The organism is Gordonia jinhuaensis (genome assembly GCF_014639795.1).
GTDB lineage: Bacteria > Actinomycetota > Actinomycetes > Mycobacteriales > Mycobacteriaceae > Gordonia_B > Gordonia_B jinhuaensis.
Genome location: NZ_BMGC01000024.1, coordinates 1 through 19,382, shown reverse-complemented (window position 1 = coordinate 19,382; position 19,382 = coordinate 1). Strand labels below are relative to the sequence as shown.

17 protein-coding genes and 1 pseudogene are annotated in these 19,382 nt (G+C 62.2%); 7 read left to right on the top strand and 11 right to left on the bottom strand.

All coding sequences use genetic code 11. The features are described 5' to 3' along the window. The first annotated feature begins 30 nt into the window (after nt 1-30). Nucleotides 31-321 (top strand): hypothetical protein, encoded by a 291-nt coding sequence (locus IEW22_RS14510; RefSeq protein ID WP_229742710.1) that lies wholly within the window; start codon nt 31-33, stop codon nt 319-321. A gap of 33 nt (nt 322-354) precedes the next feature. Here IEW22_RS14510 and IEW22_RS14505 read toward each other — a convergent pair whose 3' ends face one another. Then, the gene (locus IEW22_RS14505; RefSeq protein ID WP_188587337.1) at nt 355-1,398 is read right to left on the bottom strand and encodes a DUF2510 domain-containing protein; all 1,044 of its coding nucleotides are present in this window, start codon (nt 1,396-1,398) and stop codon (nt 355-357) included. 148 nt (nt 1,399-1,546) lie between these two features. Between IEW22_RS14505 and IEW22_RS14500 the strand changes: the two genes are divergently transcribed. Continuing rightward, nucleotides 1,547-2,305: an amidohydrolase family protein gene (locus IEW22_RS14500; protein WP_188587336.1), complete on the top strand. Its 759-nt coding sequence runs from the start codon at nt 1,547-1,549 to the stop codon at nt 2,303-2,305. Nucleotides 2,306-2,381: 76 nt separating this feature from the next. On the opposite strand, the gene IEW22_RS14495 is transcribed toward IEW22_RS14500, so the two are convergent. Then, on the bottom strand, nt 2,382-3,977 hold the full coding sequence (locus tag IEW22_RS14495; protein ID WP_188587335.1) for an ABC transporter permease: 1,596 nt from the start codon (nt 3,975-3,977) through the stop codon (nt 2,382-2,384). Then, nucleotides 3,977-4,912 carry an ABC transporter ATP-binding protein gene (locus IEW22_RS14490; protein WP_188587334.1) on the bottom strand — a complete coding sequence of 312 codons (936 nt, stop codon included), beginning with the start codon at nt 4,910-4,912 and terminating at the stop codon, nt 3,977-3,979. The genes IEW22_RS14495 and IEW22_RS14490 overlap by 1 nt, the downstream gene beginning before the upstream one ends. Nucleotides 4,913-4,990: 78 nt before the next feature. On the opposite strand from IEW22_RS14490, the gene IEW22_RS14485 reads away from it, so the two are divergent. The 3 genes from IEW22_RS14485 to IEW22_RS14475 are packed head-to-tail and all read left to right on the top strand — an operon-like array spanning nt 4,991 to nt 6,243. Continuing rightward, the gene (locus tag IEW22_RS14485; protein WP_188587333.1) at nt 4,991-5,608 is read left to right on the top strand and encodes a TetR/AcrR family transcriptional regulator; all 618 of its coding nucleotides are present in this window, start codon (nt 4,991-4,993) and stop codon (nt 5,606-5,608) included. Between the two features lie 51 nt (nt 5,609-5,659). Continuing rightward, nucleotides 5,660-5,866, top strand: coding sequence for a CopG family transcriptional regulator (locus tag IEW22_RS14480; protein WP_188587332.1), 207 nt, complete (start codon nt 5,660-5,662; stop codon nt 5,864-5,866). After that, a complete protein-coding gene (locus tag IEW22_RS14475) occupies nt 5,863-6,243 on the top strand; it encodes a type II toxin-antitoxin system death-on-curing family toxin (RefSeq protein ID WP_188587331.1) in 381 nt (126 codons plus the stop codon). The genes IEW22_RS14480 and IEW22_RS14475 overlap by 4 nt, the downstream gene beginning before the upstream one ends. 30 nt (nt 6,244-6,273) lie before the next feature. Here IEW22_RS14475 and IEW22_RS14470 read toward each other — a convergent pair whose 3' ends face one another. The 7 genes and pseudogenes from IEW22_RS14470 to IEW22_RS14445 all read right to left on the bottom strand — a co-directional run bounded on the left by IEW22_RS14470 (nt 6,274) and on the right by IEW22_RS14445 (nt 15,456). Continuing rightward, complete coding sequence (locus tag IEW22_RS14470; RefSeq protein ID WP_229742725.1) at nt 6,274-6,783, bottom strand: barstar family protein; 510 nt, start codon at nt 6,781-6,783, stop codon at nt 6,274-6,276. A 1,360-nt stretch (nt 6,784-8,143) separates the two neighbouring features. Further along, nucleotides 8,144-8,728 (bottom strand): hypothetical protein, encoded by a 585-nt coding sequence (locus IEW22_RS14465; protein WP_188587329.1) that lies wholly within the window; start codon nt 8,726-8,728, stop codon nt 8,144-8,146. Between the two features lie 163 nt (nt 8,729-8,891). After that, the gene (locus tag IEW22_RS14460; protein ID WP_188587328.1) at nt 8,892-9,395 is read right to left on the bottom strand and encodes a barstar family protein; all 504 of its coding nucleotides are present in this window, start codon (nt 9,393-9,395) and stop codon (nt 8,892-8,894) included. A 4-nt stretch (nt 9,396-9,399) separates the two neighbouring features. After that, nucleotides 9,400-10,002 carry an RHS repeat-associated core domain-containing protein gene (locus IEW22_RS20170; RefSeq protein WP_229742723.1) on the bottom strand — a complete coding sequence of 201 codons (603 nt, stop codon included), beginning with the start codon at nt 10,000-10,002 and terminating at the stop codon, nt 9,400-9,402. Nucleotides 10,003-12,665: 2,663 nt separating this feature from the next. Continuing rightward, nucleotides 12,666-14,444: pseudogene (locus tag IEW22_RS20670) on the bottom strand (putative T7SS-secreted protein); the annotation flags it as partial. Continuing rightward, the gene (locus IEW22_RS14450; RefSeq protein WP_188587326.1) at nt 14,441-15,070 is read right to left on the bottom strand and encodes a type VII secretion target; all 630 of its coding nucleotides are present in this window, start codon (nt 15,068-15,070) and stop codon (nt 14,441-14,443) included. The gene IEW22_RS14450 and the pseudogene IEW22_RS20670, both read right to left, overlap by 4 nt. Further along, nucleotides 15,067-15,456: an SseB family protein gene (locus IEW22_RS14445; protein ID WP_188587325.1), complete on the bottom strand. Its 390-nt coding sequence runs from the start codon at nt 15,454-15,456 to the stop codon at nt 15,067-15,069. Before IEW22_RS14445 ends, IEW22_RS14450 begins: the two co-directional genes overlap by 4 nt. A 258-nt stretch (nt 15,457-15,714) precedes the next feature. Between IEW22_RS14445 and IEW22_RS14440 the strand changes: the two genes are divergently transcribed. Together IEW22_RS14440 and IEW22_RS14435 are read left to right on the top strand one after the other, a co-directional pair. Then, on the top strand, nt 15,715-15,984 hold the full coding sequence (locus tag IEW22_RS14440; RefSeq protein ID WP_188587324.1) for a hypothetical protein: 270 nt from the start codon (nt 15,715-15,717) through the stop codon (nt 15,982-15,984). Nucleotides 15,985-16,376: 392 nt separating this feature from the next. Further along, nucleotides 16,377-16,637: a hypothetical protein gene (locus tag IEW22_RS14435; protein ID WP_188587323.1), complete on the top strand. Its 261-nt coding sequence runs from the start codon at nt 16,377-16,379 to the stop codon at nt 16,635-16,637. 1,991 nt (nt 16,638-18,628) lie between these two features. Here the strand turns inward: IEW22_RS14435 and IEW22_RS14430 are convergent. Beyond that, complete coding sequence (locus IEW22_RS14430; protein WP_188587322.1) at nt 18,629-19,123, bottom strand: hypothetical protein; 495 nt, start codon at nt 19,121-19,123, stop codon at nt 18,629-18,631. Nucleotides 19,124-19,382 lie beyond the last annotated feature (259 nt).

The window sequence follows — 19,382 nt, the reverse complement described above, 5'->3', positions numbered from 1 at the left end:
CCGACTGGATCGGCGGCCGCCGACAGCGCCATGGTCATCGCTCCGGTCACCCGGCCGGTCGAGGACCTCGATGGCGCCACGGTCGACCTGGTGGTGGGCCAGGTGCTCAACATCACCACCGGGGACGCGCCGGGAGAGTATTTCGCTGGCACTGTCGACAAACCTGAGGTCGCGAAGTTCGTTGCAGGACATGACGATGGCAGTGCCAAGTTCAACCCGGGTGTGACAGCACTGGCCGCCGGACGAACCTCGGTCACGGTCACCGACAAGGACTCCACGGTTCGCCCGACCACGTTCACGGTGGTCGTCTCGCAGCGGTGAGTGAGACCCGGAGCTTGCCGGCAACTCGCCGGGCTACCGCTCCGCCGACGCGGCGAGATGCGAAATCAGGGCGGCCGCGATGGTGGGGGATCCCGACTTGACGATGAACAGCGACGCCGTCTGCCTGTTCGACACGTTCATCCGGATGCCATCGCGGTATTGCTCGAGGGCGATCAGCCGGTCGTAGCGAAACTCCAGGGTTCGCTTGCCTCCGATGAACACCGCGCGACGATCGGTGATGACGAGGTCGCCGGTGTCCTGCTCGGTCTGCGTCGTTCCCACCACCACGCTGCGCCCGCGTACCCCTCCGACGCGATAGTTGACCCCTTTCGCGATCCGGATCGACACACCCTGGGACCCGCCTCGAAACTCCCTGACCGCAGTCTCTTTCATCAACGCCACGCGACAGGAGTAGTGCGCGACCTCGCCAGATCGGGGGATCAGCGGCGAGTTTTCCTCGATCGGCAGTCGCCCGTCATTGATCTCGGCGACGGCGAGTTCCTCGAGCAGCTCACTGTCACGTGTGGCGACCTCGTCGAAAACCGACGTGATCCCGAAGGCCTCGCCGAGCCGTTGAATGTGCTCCGACTCGTCGGCGCTGAGGATGTCGTCGGCCAGTGCGACGCGAATCGCCTTGGTGATCGCCGACCATGCACGCGACTCGAAGTCCCTGTCGGAGTACAGGTGTCGCGCTGTGGCGACGAGTGCGGGAAGCGCTGTCATCGCCACGGTGTCGCCGAGTGCGGCGTCAATCGCGGTGGACTGCAGCTCATCTCGGCTGGCGTCGTCGGCGATCGCCTGTTGCCGTGCGGCCTCGCGCTTGCGGCGGCGGCGTTCGAGGAAACCCGGCTTGTCCGCAGCGGGAGTCGTGGTGGCGAGTGCGTCGGAGGCGGCCACTTCGGGCGCCGCGTTGATCGGAGTTGCCGGCGCCGTGCCGGGTGGCCCCATCGGATCGACGAGGGCGCGTCCGTCTGCGCTCACGTGCTCGGTCCACGACGTTCCCGACCAGAATCGCAGCTGGTACCTCTCGGCAGGGTCGGGAAACCAACCCGGAGGCGGGGTAGACGGGGCGTTCACACTGTCCACGCTAGGCCATGGGGGCGATGCCACCAGCGGTTGCCGGAAATCGGTCGCCGCGGCCGCCTGTGAGAACGCCCACCTGTCCACTATGACCGATCGGCAGGGGTGCCCAGACGGCTATCCTCGGGGAGGTGAGGACTTCGGTATGACGAGTGCGGCACCTGAGATCTTCGACGCGCACTTTCACATCATCGATCGGCGTTTTCCGTTGCGCGAGAACAACGGCTATCTCCCAGACGAATTCACCGCTGACGACTACCTCGCGCGAGTGGCAGATCTGGGCATCACGGGTGGCGCGGTGGTGTCCGGCTCGTTTCAGGGCTTCGATCAGACCTACCTGTCCGATGCGCTGACCACACTCGGTCCCGGCTACGTGGGGGTGACGCAGCTACCGGCCTCGGCATCCGAGGAGGAGATCCGCCGACTCGATGCGCTCGGGGTTCGGGGTCTGCGGTTCAACATCTTCCGGGGTGGTTCGGAGTCGGTCGACAACCTCGCGGACTTCGCGCGTCGCGTCCACGACGTGGCCGGCTGGCATGTCGAGTTGTATGCCGATGCGGCCGATCTCGTCGACCTTGTGCCCGTGTTGGTCGCGCTTCCGCAGATCAGTATCGATCACCTCGGCATGTCGACTGAGGGGATTCCCACGCTGCTTCGACTGGTCGAAGCCGGCGCTTACGTGAAGGCAACAGGTTTCGGTCGTGTCAGTGTGGACGTTCCGACGGTGGTGCGACAGATCGCGGAGGTGAACCCGGAGGCGCTGGTTTTCGGCACCGACCTCCCGTCCACGCGGGCCAAGACTCCGTTCGCCGACTCCGACATCGCCCGGCTGACAACCGCGCTCGGCGAAGAGAACGCGCGTAAAGCGCTCAGCGAGAACGGAAGAAGGCTCTACCGCCTCTAGCGCAAAAATGCGACCCTGTCACTTCAGTTCGTCGAGATGGCGACGGGGAGAACCTATTTGGCGATGTCCTGCGATGTCACGGGGTGTCCCGCCGTCGGAATCCGGCGAATCCGATCACCAGGAACGCGACGGTGAACAGGCTGATCCACAACAGACCCCACCCGTCGGACGAGCCGGTGGTCACATCGGGAGCGTGATGGAACGGGCTGATGTCCATCGCCCACTCGGGGAATTTGAAGCTGGGTCCGAACAGTGTGATGGCAAACGATGCCAGGACCCCAATCCACGATGCTAGGCGCGCCTGCGGCACCGCCCCGATCACTGCTACCGCTACGGCGACGACTGTCCACACCGCGGGAATCGTGGCGACGGCTTGCAGGAGCGCGTCACCGAAACTGATACCGATGTTGTGGTAGGCGGTGAAGATGCCCACCACAACTCCCGCGATCACCATGTAGAGCGCCGTCTCGGCGAATGCCACCGCAACGCTGCTGCCCAGGTAGCGGTTGCGGGTGACGGCCGTGGCGAGCACGGGCTCTGCGCGATCGTTGAGTTCCTCGTTGCGCACGAGATTGATGGTCTGGACACCGGCGATCGAGGCGATGATGCCGACCAGCGAGAAGATGGTGACGAGGAAGGCGCCGTACAGCTCTGCCGGGTTGGCAGCGCCGGAGGCGAAGATCTTTGCCATCTCGGGGTTGGCCGCGAAGAGGCTGCGCACCGATCCGGTGAAGTAGCCGAAGATGACGCCCAGACCCACGAATGCGCACGACCAGTAGATGATCGGGCTGCGGTTCAGGCGTATCGCCAGCCCCAGCACCGAGTGGATTCTGCCCCGGGCGGGTCCGGGCGGGGTTGCGATGAGCCCCTGACCGAAGTCGCGAGACACCTGGAATGCGAACGCGATTCCCGCGACGACAGCGGTGAACACGACGCCGAGTATCAGTGGCCACCAGTGGTCGCCGGTCGCCGGGCGAGTCTCCTCGATCCAGCCGAGCGGGTTGATCCAGACCGTCCAGCGGGGCGCGTCGATCGAGAAGAGAAAGCCGCGCAGCACGAACAGGACGCTGAGAACGCCAACTGCCAACGACGTGGCCGTCCGCGCATCCGACCCGATCTGGGCCGTGAGCGCGGCGACCGCACTGAACATCCAACCCGTCACGACGAACCCCGCACCCAGAAGCAGCGACGCCTCCCATCCACCCCCGAAGAGACCGGTGAGAACGCTGGAGACCACACCGACTGCAACCGAGGCGATCATCCCCATCAACATCGCGGTGAGCAGGCGCGCCTCGCGACCGAGAACCCCAGACGCCAACAACTCGGCCTGACCCGAGTCTTCTTGTCCTCGACTTGCTTTCACCACGATGAGGATCGCGCCGAGTGCGGTGATGAATCCACCGAGTGCCAGCGATCGCCACGCGTTGAACCCATCGACCGTGGAGAGGTCGTAGGCGGGGCCGAAGATCAGTCCCAGCGCAGGGTTGCTGCCCACGGTCGTGGCAAAGGCGTGACGGTCGTGCTGGGACGGGAACAGCAGCGGGTAGACGATCACCGACGACACAGACAGTGCCGTGACGATCACGACCCAGGGCAGAAACGACCGCGCCTCGTGGCGAAGCGATGCCTTCAGTAGTTGCGGCGTTCCGAGGACCGCCGTCGCGGTGGCCATCAGTGGTGTGCCCCGGTGGAAGTCTCATCGTCGTCATACAGCCGCAGGAACAACGATTCGAGCGACGGCGGTTCGACGGTCAACGCCTCGATGCCGCAGGGTGTGAGCTCTGTCATCGCATCGCCGATGTGGTCGGACTCCACGGTCGCGGTGAGACGGTTGCCGTCGATGGTGACGTCGTGGAGAACGGTGGAGGTGCTCTCACCGGGCATCTCGCGCAGTGTGGCGTGGATCGATGTACGGGTGTGGCCGCGCAGTTGCGCCAGCGTCCCCGTTTGGACGATCTCGCCCGTGCGGATGATGCTCACGCGGTCGGCGAGGGTCTCGACCTCGGACATGATGTGACTCGACAGCAGGGCGGTGGTGCCGCGGGCCTTCGCCTCGCCGACCACTTCCTGAAAGACGTTCTCCATCAGCGGATCCAGGCCCGAGGTGGGCTCGTCGAGGATGAGCAGTTCGACGTCGGAGGAGAACGCCGCCACGATCGCCACCTTCTGCCGATTGCCTTTCGAATACTGGCGGCCACGTTTGGTGGTGTCGAGTTCGAACCTCTCGACCAGATCGGCGCGACGTTGTTCATCGAGCCCGCCGCGCATCGAACCGAGCAGGTCGATCGCCTCGCCGCCGGTCATATTCGGCCACAACGACACATCGCCGGGGACATAGGCGAGCCGCCGGTGCAGAGTCACGATGTCGCGCCAGGGATCGCCGCCGAGAAGTCGGATGTCGCCGGCGTCGGCGTGCAGCAAACCGAGCAGCACGCGGATGGTTGTCGACTTCCCCGCACCGTTCGGGCCGAGGAATCCATGCACCTGTCCACGAGCGACGTGGAGATCCACACCGTTGAGTGCCTGGAACTTCCCGAACGACTTTCGTAGACCGTTCACGTCGATGACGAGCTCATCGCTGGTGGTCGACTCTTCCGAACTGGTCATGCTCGAGATAGTTCCACAGATGTGGAGATAACTCCACAGTCGTGGAGTTATCTGGGTTCGCGCGGTAGTGTGCGGCTGGTGAACTCCGACTCCTCCGTCGTCAAGAAGCGTCCGCCCGGTCGCCCCGCCGGGGAGGGCGCGAACCGGGAGGCGATCCTCGACGCGGCGAAGAGGTTGTTCGCCGATCGTGGGTACGACGGGGCGTCGATGCGTGCCATCGCTGCGCAGGCGGGTGTGGATCCGGCGTTGATTCGGCACTTCTTCACTGACAAAGAGGGCCTGTTCGCGGCGGTGGTCCCGGGTCGTTCCGAACTCCCGCAGCTCCTGCTCGCGGCGTTGGCCGGAGATCCCGACGATGTGGGTGAGCGGCTTGCCGAGGTATATCTCGCCGCCTGGGAAGACAGCGAGACCGAGCCGATCCTTCGCGCGATGGTGCGCACCGCATTCACCTCCGAGCGAGGCGCCGGTCTGCTTCGCGAGATCATCGCGACGCGGATCGGTGCGCAGATCCCGCCAGGACACGTCGCCTCCGACGAACCGATGCTGCGGCTCGCGTTGGCCGGGTCGCACCTTCTCGGCGTCGCCTCGGCCCGCCGGGTGGCTGGCATCGAAGCACTTGCCGATGCCGATCGTTCGCGGATCGTTGCGATCGTCGCCCCGGCGATCCAGCACTATCTGACCGGCGAGCTGCCCTGAGCTGGCGGAATCTCGACAGGAGGCGTGGTATCACCGCGGTATCATCGTCTCATGAGCATGACACTACGAACGAGCGACGAGCAGACGGCGGCACTGCGTCGACAAGCTGAGCTCGAAGGTCGGTCGATGCAGGCAGTCGCGCTGACGGCGATCGACGAGTACATCGCACGTCGCGCTCACACGAGTCGTGTGGAGGCGGCGGCGCGGCGTGTGGTCGACGAGGAGGCCGGTGTCTTGGAGCGCCTCAAGGACGCATGACGGAGTATCTCGAACTCGAGGACATAATCGCGATCAGCCGACTTGCTCTGGGTTCGGACGCCGAGGTCCGCGATTTCGGCCTGATCGAGTCCGCGCTCGCCCGACCGCGGGCGTCGGTCTTCGGCGAAGACGCTTATCCGGATCTGCATCTCAAGGCCGCGGCACTGTTCCAGTCGCTCGCCCGCAATCACGCGCTCGTCGACGGTAACAAGCGCACCGCGTGGGCGGCATGCCTCACCTTCCTCGGTGTCAACGGGGTGCGGATCGTTGCGCCAGAGGATGATCGCTTCGATTTCGTGATCCGTGTTGCCACCGGAGAAGATGGCGAACTCGCCGATATCGCCGACCGACTTCGGGAGTGGAGTCGAGGGGGTTGATGGGTGGCCGCGGCTATTCGAATCTTGCATTCACGCGAATCCCCCGAGGGTCACTCGCGCCATAATTGCTGCCAGTGACATTTCTGCAGCGCCGATGTGGTCAAATTTGCTGTCCGTATGTGCGAGGATAACCAACTGCCGCGATCTCGACTCGATGCCGACGGTGGTATCGGCCGGCGCCGCCATTTCACCAGCGATGAACTGCATCTGTGCTTCGAACTGGTGGAGTTGCTCTCGGCGATTGGCCTCAGCCGAAAACTCGTGAAAGTTCCGCAGTGAAAGCACTGTTCCAGCTGAGCCGTTGTCTTCCCCGCATTCGACGAGGCATTCATCGAGTGCTGCCGAGTTCATTCCACAATACCAGGGGAACTGCAGTGCGGCCGAAATTTCGCGATAGAAGTCTGTCCAGGTGGTGCAAAATTGACCGCGCACGTGGAAAACCTCGTAGCCGATAGCTCTGTATGAACTTTCTACTGAGCCCAGTTCCTGCAGTGTCTTACCCGCATGCAGTTCGACTTTCAGTGCGCCCGTTACATTCATGCTCACTACCTAACCTGACCGAAGGATCGGTATCGATCGCGGCTGAACCTGCGATTCGTGGATGGAGACGCAGTTTGCTGCAGGTTGCGTCCAACCCATGAATCGAGGGCATCGAGAGCCCTCGCTGCGACGTCGAGATAGCCGATGGTTCCAGCTCGCCATCGAAAGAGCAGGTCCACGACCCAGTCACGAGACTGTTTGATCTTGGCCTCGGACAGCAGCTCTGACTCCCACTGGGGCGGTCCGTCGATCAGTGAATGGATCAGCTGCCATCCGTGCCGAATCAGGGTGTCGCGACCATAGAGCAGAACGTGCTGGCCATCGACGATTCCGGAGGTGAACGCCCATCGTCGAGATGTCGGCCAGGCGCGTCCGGGCGGCAGCGCATAGCCCTGTTTCATCCCTGGGAACCGGTAGTAGGCGGCGTTGGAGATCGAAGGACTCGCCTCATCGCCGAATCGAACGATGCACAGCGGGACAGATCCGCTGATGATCGCGCAGGCGGTCGACGCTGTCTCGCTGACAGATTGGGGTGTTCCGTACCCGTCATCAAAGTGAACTATCACGTCGTGGGTCCTCCCTCGCATCCGCCTTCAATGCTGCACGAGCTTTGGTTTCCGGCGCATCCGGGATCTGCGTGATCGCGCTCGCCACGCGGGGGTTGGTGATTATGATCGAGTTCCGTTGACGGTTCACTACTGGTGAGCGCTGACTCGAGATGCACCCACAATCTCACAGGGGGAATCCCAGTTCGCCACTTGACCGTCGAGGTGTCGGAGGTCGATTTCGGTGTAGTCCGGCGGAACCGAGGGGAGTCCTGGAACGTCAACTACGTAGAACTCGCAGTGTTCGGCCTCCAGATGTGCCGTCCCGTGGCGATGAAGTGACAGGTGCAGGCCAAAGCCTCCGCCTGCGACCCCCTCCGTCTGCACCCTTGGTGTAGATCCGATCACCGACCAAGCGGTGTGCGGTGAGGAGGGAGTGTCAGCCGACCATTCGAGTGCTCGTACACCCCGGGCGACGAGCACAGCTGTACTCGCTTCCTGAAGTTGGAGCGCCTGGCGGAGCTCGAACAGTACCCCAACCACGCCGATTAACGCGGCGAAGCGAACGTCGAGGATTTGTGCTTCCTGCAATACGTCATCCTCGGACAATGGATCTGTCTCCAAGCGGAGATGCGCCGGAAATGCCGAAGCGCGCGCGGCAAGGAGGTCCTCAATCTTCATCATGGCAGAGGAATGTGAGCAAAGGGGTCGGTCCTTGCGATGGTATTTCCAATCAATGGATTGATGCTCGATCCGTTCGGATAGGCTGCGAAAACCGGACGGCCGTGGTTGTGGCCAAGCGTAGTGGCGCCGACTCAGAGTCGCCAGAGTAGTTGATCGACGTAGGCGGCAAGGTCGTGTGGTTGCTCGGAAACGGTGGTCAACTCGGCGAGCACGTCGTACGCATCCGCGCTCTCCAAGGCGAGATGGGATCCGACTGACGAGTCAAGTGCGGACAGCGCTTCACTGGCGACTTCCAGATATCCGGCGCCGCCGGAGCGCCAGCGAGAAAGTAGATCAACTACCCAATCGCGCGACCCCTCGATTTCCATTTCAGACTTCACATCGGCGTACCAGGGGCAGTCCTGTTCGATCAACGACTCGAACAGCGCCCACCCGTGACAAATGAGCATGTCCCGCCCGAAAAAGCCGACTTGGTGGTCGTTCACCAATTCAGATGTGACCTCCCAACGCCTGCTGGATGGCCAGCCCCCATTCGCCGGGGGAGTGTAGCCGCCTTCGACGCCCGGAAACAGAAATGAATCGGTGGGGAGCACATAGCAGGGTGACAAATCGCTCTCTCTGACGATGCAGAGCGGGGTACCACGCCCGATCATGATCGCGCAGACAGTGCTTGGCGATCGGCGGTCAGTTGACTCACCGGTGCTGTAAACGATCACGACACTCCAATTCACTACTTTGGCTCAATGAACTTGAAGTCATCAATTTCACCCGTTAATCGGTTTACAAGGTAGTGAATTGTGACCCTGAGGGGAAATCCTAACGGGGAGTGTACGTTCGACCATGAGGGCGCTCCCGGTTGTCGAACTATGTACTCGCGGGTCACCCGAGGGGCAATCGCGTCGATATTTCCGCTAGGGACATTTCTGAATCATTGGTTTGGTCTAATTCGTCATCCGAATGTATGAGGATAACCAATTGCCGCGATTTCGATTCAATCCCCACGGCGGTACCGGTAGGTGACGCCATTTCACCAGCGATGAACTGCATCTCTGCTTCGAGATGATCCAGTTGCTCTCGGCGATCGGCCTCTCCTGAAAAGAACTCCCCGAAATTCCAGAGAGAAAGTACTGTTCCAGCTGAGCCGTCGTCTTCCCCGCATTCAATGAGACATTCGTCGAGGGCTGCCGAATTCATGCCATAATACCAGGGGAACTGCAATGCGGCCGAAATTTCGCGATGAAAGTCCGCCCATGTAGCACAAAATTGGCTGCGCAGGTGAAAAACGCCGAAGCCGATAGCTCTGTATGAACTTTCTACTGAGCCCAGTTCTTGCAGTGTCTCACCCGTATGCAGTTCAAGTTTCAGCGCACCGGCTACGTTCATTCTTTTACCTGATCCTGTAGAAGCTTTGGTAGTGATCCTTTGTGAACCAGGCTGAGCCGTCGCTCCCTGTCAAGATTCTCTGTGCGTCACGCGGCTGGCCGGTCACCTTCGGATTCATGTCCCATTCACGATATTGAATCGCCCTGCCATCGGCAGTTTCCGCCGGTAGCAAATTGTCGCCAGTCGGGCGGTCGATATTTGCAAAGGCGCCGCCGCCACGCGTCCCCTTTCCTTGCGGCCATTGATTGTTGTCGATCTGGTCGAGACGTTGATGTACCTGATCAGTGATTGGGCCATGATTAATCGGCTGGCCTGAGTGCTGACCCGGATCCAACCCCAACGGATCGCATACGACTGTCGGGTTCGATGGGTAGGTGTAGTTGTTCGGTGCGGGGGCCAAACCAAGTGGGTCGGGGCTGAGGTAGCGTCCGGTGTCGGGGTTGTAGTACCGGAACACGTTGTAGAACAGCCCGGATTCGGGGTCCGCGTACTGTCCGGGAAAGCGCAGTGGTGTGGTTTCACCGGACCATGTCGCGCGTCCCCACAGCGATACCGCAGCTTGCCCGGCGACAGAGCCGTCAGCGGTGTCGACCAGCGCGACGGGCATGCCGATCTGGTCGGCGACGATCGCAAAGAACTGTCGATCGACGTCACCCTGTGACAGGCCCCGATCGGGAGGGCGCTGTCGGTGGACAGATTCAGAAACGATGTGGAGTCTGCTGGTGGCGTTTCGGTGCCATGGATCTGGCCGATCGGCACGATTTCGCCCGGCTCGAAAATCCAGGACAGCACCTCGCCGGAGGTTTCGTCGACTTGTTCGACCAGTTGCGTGCCCGACCAGACGAACCGTGTCCGCGATCCATCAGAACTCGATTTCGACACGCGTCTGCCCAGCGCGTCGTAGTCGTACTCCCATCGGATGCCAGAGGGGTCAACCATCCACCGCAGCCGGTCCCAGGCATCCCAACCGTATTGCCACATATCGGGTTTACGGCTGAGTCGCCGCCGTGTGGCGCGAACCACCCGGCCTGCTCCGTCGTAGCCGTAGGACGTCTTCCCGTCGTCGCTCAGTAGACCGCGGTCGTACGACCAGTTGTCGCCGGAGGCCGACGAGATGTTCTGACCGGCGTCATATGTGAATGTCTCGCTTGAATCACCCGCACGTCGAGACGTCACTCTGCCCACGACGTCGACACTGACTGCCGAATCGGGGATGAGAACAGTGTCGCCAGTTGCGGCTACGTAGTTGAGCGTTCCGTCCCCTCGATAGCCGAACGTGCTCGTCGCACTGCTCGGCGCACCCGGAGCACAGGAAGCGTCTTGGGGTGCAAGTGCCGGCGTGTGACTTGTCAGTGACTGGCGGACCATCCGGTCGGCGGCGTCCCACGTGAAGTCGATAGCCGTAGCTCCCCAACTACGACGTTGTGTCCGACCGGAAATGTCTCGAGAGAACTCGAAACGATCTGCACCGCAAGCGAGTTCGATCAGCCGACCACTGTGATCATATGAGTCTCGGGCTGCCACCCCACCAGGTGTCGTTCGCAGGAGAAGATTGCCTGAGGGGCTCCAGTCCGAGAGGACGGCTGCGTCATTCCAGCTCTCGCTGACAACGTGGCCACTCGCGCTGTACTCGAAAGCAAGTCGGCCCGCGGAGTTTCGGGCGCTCACGGTCTGACCGAGTTGGTCATAGGTGTATTCGACGCGCTCGTCTGAACTCGACTCGGCCACATTGCGCCCCAGTGAGTCGTATACGAAGTCGATACGCTGGCCGGCGCCGTTCGTCTTCCATGCCAGCCGGCCGGCCCTGTCGTAGCCGTAGGTGGTTTCCGTGCCGGCGAAGTCGGACTGGCGGGCGAGCTGTCCGTCGGGGAAATACTCGTAGTCCCATCGCTGGCCAAGGGCGTTGACCACTCCGATCAGCCGACGCGCGAGGTCGTATTCGAACTCGGTACGAGAGCCGTCGGCATCTATTCGCGCAATCGGCAGGTTGAAGTATCCGAACTCCCAGCGAGTTTCGGCACCGACGGGGTTGATGTGGGAAACACGGTTTCCTTCGCCGTCGTACGTCCACGTCTGCACTGAACCGTCGGGCGCCGTCTCGGACAGGACGCGACCTTCGAGATCGTAGCTACGACAACTGCGTCTACCATCGGCGGTGACAGTCGCAATGATGCGTCCGAACTCATCTCGCTCATACGCCGTCACGCGGCCGAGCGGGTCGGTCACCATGACCGCGAGCCCAGCAGCGTTCACCTCGATGAGTGTCTCGCGTCCTTCGGGATCGACGACGGAGCGCAGTGCCCCATTGGAGCTGTAGCTCATCGCCCGCGTGAAACCGGCTGGATCCACCGCCGTCACCGGGTTGCGGTGCTCGTCATAGACGAAGCGCTCACTTGTCCTGTCAGGGCGGATAACCACAGACGGGAGGCCGGGTTGCGCATACCGGATCTCGGTCACATTCCCAGCGGAGTCGGTGATCCGGGCGAGGTCGCCGGTTGGCGTGTAGGCAAAGTGCGTTTCCGCGCCCGCAGGGTCGGTGATGCTCAGCGGGTTTCGGCGGACATCCCATTTTCGGACCGTGGTTCGGCCCATGGGATCGATCACCCGCTGCGGGCGACCGTCCACATCGAGCGCGTAATAGGTTGTGGCGCCTACGGCATCCGTATATGACGTGACTCGCCCGGTACCGTCGGTGAGTTCGCGGTAGTCGAACGTACCTGCCCACACGCCACCGGGGCCGGACTGTGAGGTCACGCGCCCCATGTCGTCGTACACATTGGCGTAGCGTTGCCCGACGGAATCTAGCCACTCGACGATGCGGTGGGAACCATCGTAGGTGAATGTCGTCGTTGCTCCATCGGAGTTCGTTACGGCCGCGAGATTCCCGTCAGCGTAGGCAAATTCGCGGAGCACGTGAGCGTCGACCCCGTCCGGGGTGAGGATCACCGCGCGATAGCGAATGATCCGCGAGTCCGCGGTGTCGACGAGGATTCGATACCCGCCCGAGTGCTCGACCGAACTCGGCACGCCCATGTCCGTGTATCCGAAGAGGATTCGATTGTTGTATCGGTCGGTGACGGCAGAAATGGAGAATGCGCCGACAGCGGAATCTGCGCCGTTCAATTGAGGTTTCGGGTCGAACCAGTAGCAGCGATTGCCATGCTGGTCGCGAAGTGCGTACCCACCGAGGTGGCTTCGCTCCAGTGTCCACAATCGGCCCGTGGTCGATTCGACCTTCTCGCCAGGCGTGACCAGTGGGAAGCGCAGGACTACACCATCGGGATCGACCGTCGTCACACCGTCGGCATCGGTGACTGCTCGCGCATCGAATGTGCTCGACCAACTCGGCCCGAACCACTGCCCGTCCTGAAAGGCGGACCGATGCGTCCGCCCGAGGCGCAGAGGTAGGACTCCAGGGAGGTCGACGTCTACCACTGGGAGGTAGTACTCGCCAGTTGCAACATCGACAGGTTCGCCGGCTCCCGACACGTCTGGCGGTTCGGTCGATTTCGTGGGACTCGAGTCGACGGGGTGATCGTTGACGGCAGGATGATCTGGCTTCATCGACTCCGGCTGTGGCGCGTGTGAACCGCTCGCGGGTTCCTGAACGGGGGCACGGCTCGTGTCGGTCGAGCCGTGCAACGACTGCGACTCGACGGGTGATTCATGGTGTGTCGCGGCTGGGCTCGGCCCATCGGGACGCTCAGTCGAGACGCTCGACCCGCTGTCGGGTGAGTGCGTGGGCCCCTTCGCTTCGCCGGCGGCGCCATCGGCGATCTGCTTCTCGGCGTCGGCCGACCCTTTGGTGGCCGGCGCGGCGGCCCCTGCTGGTTTGGGCTCTGTCGGTTTGGCGGCTGCGCCTGGGCCTCGCGCCGTGGACCCTGCTCCAGATTCGGCGGCGCGTGTGCCGGTCGTGGCTGCAGCGCCACCAGCCTCGAGCGCTGATTTCCCGCCCGTCTCCGCGGCTTCCGCGCCCGCCTTCGCGGCTGATTCGCCGGCTTTCGCGCCGCTCCCCAGAGCCCCGACGCCCTTTGGGCCGGGAATCGCCATCTGCGCGAGATTGCCGATGACCTCCCCTGTCGCCTTTGCGGGGTCGCTCCCAGGGTCCTCGCCGGCCAGCCCCGTGATGAGTTTCTCCGGGTGGGCGGCGACATCCACCACACCTGCTCCGACAGCGGCCACATTGCTCAGATATTTGGCCGGGTGGCTCATGTTGTAGGGGTCAGTGGCTTGAATCGTCCGAATGAACTTGACAGTCCCGGTCACCGAATCGAGAGCGCCGGCGACAGCGTGACCGTATTCGATGGCCTTCTCGGCTGCCTGGTCATGCATGTTCTCGACAAGTCGCACATCGGCGGTCGGCATCGGCGGTGCCGCATCAGCGGCGGACGACAACGCTGACGCGGTGCTGTGGGCAACACTGTCGCGTTGCTGCCGGGCGGATTTCAGAATGTCCTCGGCGCGGCTCTTGACTGCCTCACCAGGGTCTGGAGCGTCGCCGCCGGACCGGGACCATTCGTCGTGGAGATGTTTCGCCTGCGCCCACAGCGACGCTGCCTCGGCTGCTTGGCGTTGCGCCCATTCGACGGTGTCGGCCAGCGATGTGAGAGCGGTTCCCGCGTCATGGCAGGCATCAGCTGCGACAAACCACTTGGGGAATTCGTTGTTGACCTTGTCGTGGTAGCCGTCAGCGGCCTCACCGGTCCAGTCGCCAACGGATATTCCGCGGAGTCCGTTGCCGCCTTCCTCCAACGATGCTGACAGCGACGCCAGCTTTCCGGCACGATCGCGGAGAGCGCCGGGGTCACCGTGTACGAGTTCGGTCGGGTCGTCGGTCTCGTCCAAGGATCGCTCCGGCACCGTTGCACCGAGGTGATCGGCTACCGCGTCCCCCAAATCCTCGACGGCGTCAGCCGCGCCATCGAGGCCCACATCCCGCAGTCCGTCGCCGACAATGTCTGCGCCTGCCGAGGCCGCCTTACCGACGAGCTTCTCGCCGGCGTCGATGGCATTCTCGCCGGCCGACAGGGCATCACCAAGCCAGCTCATCGGTGGTCGGCGACCTCGCCGGCGACGGTCTTGCCGGCAACCAAACCCGGCCCGATGCCGGGCACCGCCCCCAGCGCACCGTTTTCGGCGGCAGCCGGAAGATCACTCAGCGCAGAGGAAGCGCTGGCCTTCATGCTCTCGGTTGCTTCGTTGACAGACTCCGCCGACACGTCCGGGTGGGTCAGCATGTCGCTGTTGTGATCGAACAGTTCGCCCGCAGACATGTCGTCGGTGCCCTTGACCACTGTGCCGTCGGCCAGGGTGACCGACTTCTGCTGGAGCGATGGATCCCCGGCCAGATCGTTGGCGGCGTCCTTCAGGGAGTTCGCTGCGAATTTTTCCTGCTCGGCATACATTCCGGCGCCTATGTCCAGCTTCTTGGCGATGTCGTTGGCAGTCTGTATCAGCGAGCGCATGCCCCACTCCCACCGATCGCAGAAGTCGTCCATCGATGACTTTGCGTCCGCAGTGCTCATCTGACGGCCAGTCAGCTTCAGATCGTCGAAACCACGGCCCATCTGGGCCGCATACGACCCTGACACAGGTGCGGTGGACAAGCCGTCGATCACTCCGGTGATGCCGGCTGCCGCCTGCTTCAATGCTTCCGGATCGACCTGGAGGGTCATGCGTCACCCCTGTTCTCGTACATCGCATCACGCACCGTGTCGGCCGTGAACGCCATCACTTCGTCATGGCCTGGATCGACAGCCAGACCGGTTGATGTGTGGTCCGACGTCGGCACGTTCAGAACAAAGGTATCGAGAAGTTCGCCCGCGTCCAGCCGTGTCATTCGGGTAGTAGACACGTCTGCGCCGGTTCGGTCGAGGAAGGTGCGTAGGCGATCTGTGTCGGTGAACACCGGCATCCACCTCACCCCAGCGAAGGGAAGCGAATACAGCTCGCCGCCATCGTCGAGTGGGACATACAACTGCTCGGCTCGAAGGGACGCGATGACCTCGCGCGGGTCGCCGTACCCCGCTCGGTACGCCGCGCGCTCTGCACGAAAGTCCATGACCCACCCCTGACAGTCTCAGCCGGCGACGATACCTTCCCGGGCCGTGCGGCTTCGATGACTCGCGCGGGCTACCCATCCTGTCGGACCCGCGTGGTGAACTATTGAGGTAGTCGACTACGCGCGCCGTCTGGCTCGCACATTCCTAGTGGTCAAGGCAGCTGGTCGTCGGGTCGGCGATCAGAGCGGTTCGGGAGAACTCGAACCTCGGCTCCCCGTGTTCGACGAAAGGTTGCCAGCGACGATCGTCAACGGCGCATGGGCCAGCGAAACATCGGCTTCGACCCGACCACGCTTCCGGCAACCGACTCACATAATGGGGAGTTTCGGATCGGCGATCTGCAACGCGCGATCATCGACTTCGATTCCGAAAGCGCACAGGGACAAGAGTTTCTGGCGGCGACGTCGACGAGCGGCCTCAGCACGTTCACCGACATCCCGTGGCCCGTCGGCCTGGCACCCGGCAAAGACTCACACAACGGCTACGTCTTCACACCCACAACTTCGCTACGATCGCCGCCGCCATGAGCAAGGTCAGCCCGGCGGTGCAGCAGTCCCGAGTGCTCGGTGATCAGCTCGCAAAATGGAACCTCACGTGGAAACCCGCGCCGAAGCTGGCGCCCTCGCCGTTTGGATCCTGAGCGCCCGATCACTACCAGCAACGGCGGCCACGAGGACCGAGGATGACAGACGAAACGCCGTCCCCTCCACAGAAGACGGGACGCAATGGGAGACTGATCCGGGGACTCTGCGCACTCATCGGCATCCTTGTCATCGTGGTCGCCGCACTCGCTGGCTACACCATCGGTCACCGAAACGACCACACGCACACGCCCACCACCGCACTAGACCAAACCCGCACATCTACCACGGTCCAAGACGCTGCTGAGCGTCTCACCCTGCGCCAAACATTGGAGCAAATGGTCAAGCAGGGAGACGACGTCGCCAAGCGCGGCGCCAGCGACACCGACGGCTGGAAATTCCTCGACCACTACGCCGTCCCCGGATGCGCAGCGTTCATGCGAAGCCTCGCCACAGCTTTCGGCACCTCAGACGACACGTCGGAGCCCGACTCGCCGACGACAGTCGTCTCCGTCGTCGAGACGGGCGACCACGGAGTCACCGTCACCCAGGCGCCACACCAGTGGAGAAGGCGAGACGACCGTCTCCTCAAAAGGTGAGCTCGTTTGCCGCACTGGACAGTGGCTCACCGACGGCCACTAGGCAATCCGCACCCGATCCAACGAAGCCCCCACGCCGGCTGTGGGCGGCGCCGGGTTCGAGGCGTCCTTCAAGACCGGAGCTGAAGCCCACATCACCACCGTCTCCCTGGGAATCAGTCAGTTCAACGATCTTGGCTAGCGGGGCCTGGAAGTGACAGCCCCAGCCTGCGGAGCGCGGCCTCCACTTCGACCATCGTTATCATCTGGCGCTGCATCCGGCGACGACGGGGGCGGATCACGGGGAACACGCCACTGTCCTTGGTGTTGGTGGTGGATTCCGAGGAACAGGTATTTTCGGCAATGCAGCTGAGGAGCGCAGGTATGCGGAGAAGTCGGTGAACACGCTGCGCAGCCGGGCCGGGTCAGCTGAATGACGGGTTCACTGATGTGACGTCCCGCGAGGAACGGGCCGAGATGCCGGGCCATGGTGCGAACGCGGTCGACCACTGAGGACCATCGCAGGAATTCGGTACTCAGCGCGGTACGCAACCAGAATCGCACCCCTTCGGGAAGCCAACCGGACTGGATATGACCGATAGAAACGAACAGGACGTGTAGTGGTCGTGTTCGCGTTTCGGAATTCGCGGGTCGGACTGCAAGTCCCACATGTCGTGCCGCCACCACGCGACGTCGGTGCACCGCACGGACACATCCAGGTGGAATTGCTCGATGAGGTGCATGAAATTGCGTTCAGCGGTGAGCGGCCTGCCAGCGGCATCGACCCGGCAGGCCGCTCGAATCCATGCGGCGGATCCATCGCGAATCGAGCTGGCCAGACTATTTCCCCGGATTTTCCGGGTGGGATGCCTCCAGGTTGTCACGTAGCGCCCCGACTCGCTCCGCGGCTCTTGTTCGCTCATCGAGAGTGAATCGCCGAAACTGCGCTGCAAGACATACATCAACTTGCAGCTCTGTGAGTGGCGAGTTTCGGCGCAGTTCCTCCTTGGCGGCCGCCTCACTGCTGGCCGCATACACAGTATCGAGTAGCTCGTGGCGGTTGTCGCACATCCACAGAATCGCCAGTTCTATCTCTAGTTGCTCGAGCCAGCGGGCTCGTGCGGCCTCTGGGTTAACCTCCACCCTGCGTTTCCTGAACAAGACCCTCATACACCACTCTCCGCTGTATTATGCCCGGCTCTGTTACGAAAAGTACTGGTATCCGGACGAATCTTTCGTCCAGTTAGGGCTCTTGTACTCAACGTTCCCGCCGGACAGACCGGTCCTGGCATCATAAAACTCAAATTTTATGTCACACCAGTTCTGCTCATTGAAGTGATCGTGGCTGACGCTTGATTCGTGAATATCAAGGAACGTTGCTTGCGGTGCGGAGACACACCCACTGAAGGATCCACGCACCGGATCAGGCCACCATGAATCGTCCTTCTTTACTTGGCATGTAAAGCTCTTAATTCCAAACGAAGACCGCCCCGATGTCCGCATGTCGCCGTACATCGTAGCGACATTATTGTAGTAGAGATTGAGGTCGAAGCTAACATTTAGGGTGTCAGACTGTTGGCATCCGTCATCGGACGTGCAAGTGCCCACTGGATATGACTGTGACACAGTCCAGACCTGCTTTGTTGTAGCGCCGTCATTACCACCAAACGGCTGAATCAGCCCCCTGCCATTGCGATCTCCTGCAGACCGTCGTCCAGCCGCGATTTGGTCACGAACAGATTCGGTGGTGTTCGCCGGCAGATTCCGCTCATACCTGTCAACGGCAAGTGAGTGCCCGGCCTCTATCGCCGCGCGAACCGCAGAGGTCAGCGGGCTAGCGCCCTCTGCCTGAAGATACGGAAGGCACCGACCTGCATCGTAGTCGGACACGCTGCAGGTAGTCGTCGCAGGCGAAGCCATCGCTGGAGCAGTTGTAGATACCATAGCCGCCGCCCCGACGATTGTGGCTCCCGCTGCCGCCCAAATGTCGCGTCGGCGAGCACTGAGCGCGTTCACTGATCGCTGCTCACCGCGAAGACACCGATTGGCGTATGGCCGTCAGATTTGTAGAGTGTGACGGCGGCACCTGTCCGACGTTCGATATCTGCCGCGCGAATGTACCCAACCTGTCCTTCAGTGCCGTAGCTGAGAATTAGTTCGGGGACATCGGTGATAGATTCGGCATTAGCCGCGGAGCCGAATCGTTGGCCGTCGCCATTCTTGCCTGATGACATGTCGCCAACTGCGAACTTACCCTTTGTAGCAACTACTGCTGTCGAGTTGTAGTTGATCGCATTGGTCGGGAAAGTCACGTACTCCTGTGAATTCGTTCCGTCGCTGACGCTCACAAACCCATTGCTGTTATAGGATCCGGTCCCACAATCACCTGATGTTGCGCGCTCAAGGCGCGCAACCGACGTCGGATTATAGGTGAAGTTCAGGATTTTGCACAACACTCCACTCTTGAACAGCCTGGGCTGAACTCCCATGCGGAAGGCCGGTGCCATCTGCCCAAGGCTGGGATATACGACAGATGACGCTGAAAGTTCCGGAGTATCAGAGATCGTCGATGAGTGTAGGTAGACGGTGCCTCCGACTGGAAGTGTTGGCCCCACCCAGCCTGTTTGGGATTGAGCATTGCCCAGCCCGGCATTTGCTGTAGCTAGTATCTCGTGTCGTTAGTTAGTTAATGGTTGGGGGTTTGAGATACTCGGCTATGGCGAATTCTCCGGCTCCCGCTCTGGGCCTGCGTGATGGCGATGCTGC

What these genes read in the sequence shown, in the direction of transcription:
- IEW22_RS14510 (WP_229742710.1), top strand. Translation starts at nt 31, where the DNA reads ATGGTCATCGCTCCGGTCACCCGGCCGGTCGAGGACCTCGATGGCGCC.
- IEW22_RS14500 (WP_188587336.1), top strand. Translation starts at nt 1,547, where the DNA reads ATGACGAGTGCGGCACCTGAGATCTTCGACGCGCACTTTCACATCATC.
- IEW22_RS14495 (WP_188587335.1), bottom strand. Translation starts at nt 3,977, where the DNA reads ATGGCCACCGCGACGGCGGTCCTCGGAACGCCGCAACTACTGAAGGCA.
- IEW22_RS14490 (WP_188587334.1), bottom strand. Translation starts at nt 4,912, where the DNA reads ATGACCAGTTCGGAAGAGTCGACCACCAGCGATGAGCTCGTCATCGAC.
- IEW22_RS14480 (WP_188587332.1), top strand. Translation starts at nt 5,660, where the DNA reads ATGAGCATGACACTACGAACGAGCGACGAGCAGACGGCGGCACTGCGT.
- IEW22_RS14475 (WP_188587331.1), top strand. Translation starts at nt 5,863, where the DNA reads ATGACGGAGTATCTCGAACTCGAGGACATAATCGCGATCAGCCGACTT.
- IEW22_RS14470 (WP_229742725.1), bottom strand. Translation starts at nt 6,783, where the DNA reads ATGAATGTAACGGGCGCACTGAAAGTCGAACTGCATGCGGGTAAGACA.
- IEW22_RS14460 (WP_188587328.1), bottom strand. Translation starts at nt 9,395, where the DNA reads ATGAACGTAGCCGGTGCGCTGAAACTTGAACTGCATACGGGTGAGACA.
- IEW22_RS20170 (WP_229742723.1), bottom strand. Translation starts at nt 10,002, where the DNA reads ATGCCCGTCGCGCTGGTCGACACCGCTGACGGCTCTGTCGCCGGGCAA.
- IEW22_RS14450 (WP_188587326.1), bottom strand. Translation starts at nt 15,070, where the DNA reads ATGACCCTCCAGGTCGATCCGGAAGCATTGAAGCAGGCGGCAGCCGGC.
- IEW22_RS14445 (WP_188587325.1), bottom strand. Translation starts at nt 15,456, where the DNA reads ATGGACTTTCGTGCAGAGCGCGCGGCGTACCGAGCGGGGTACGGCGAC.
- IEW22_RS14440 (WP_188587324.1), top strand. Translation starts at nt 15,715, where the DNA reads ATGGGCCAGCGAAACATCGGCTTCGACCCGACCACGCTTCCGGCAACC.
- IEW22_RS14435 (WP_188587323.1), top strand. Translation starts at nt 16,377, where the DNA reads ATGGTCAAGCAGGGAGACGACGTCGCCAAGCGCGGCGCCAGCGACACC.
- IEW22_RS14430 (WP_188587322.1), bottom strand. Translation starts at nt 19,123, where the DNA reads ATGGCACCGGCCTTCCGCATGGGAGTTCAGCCCAGGCTGTTCAAGAGT.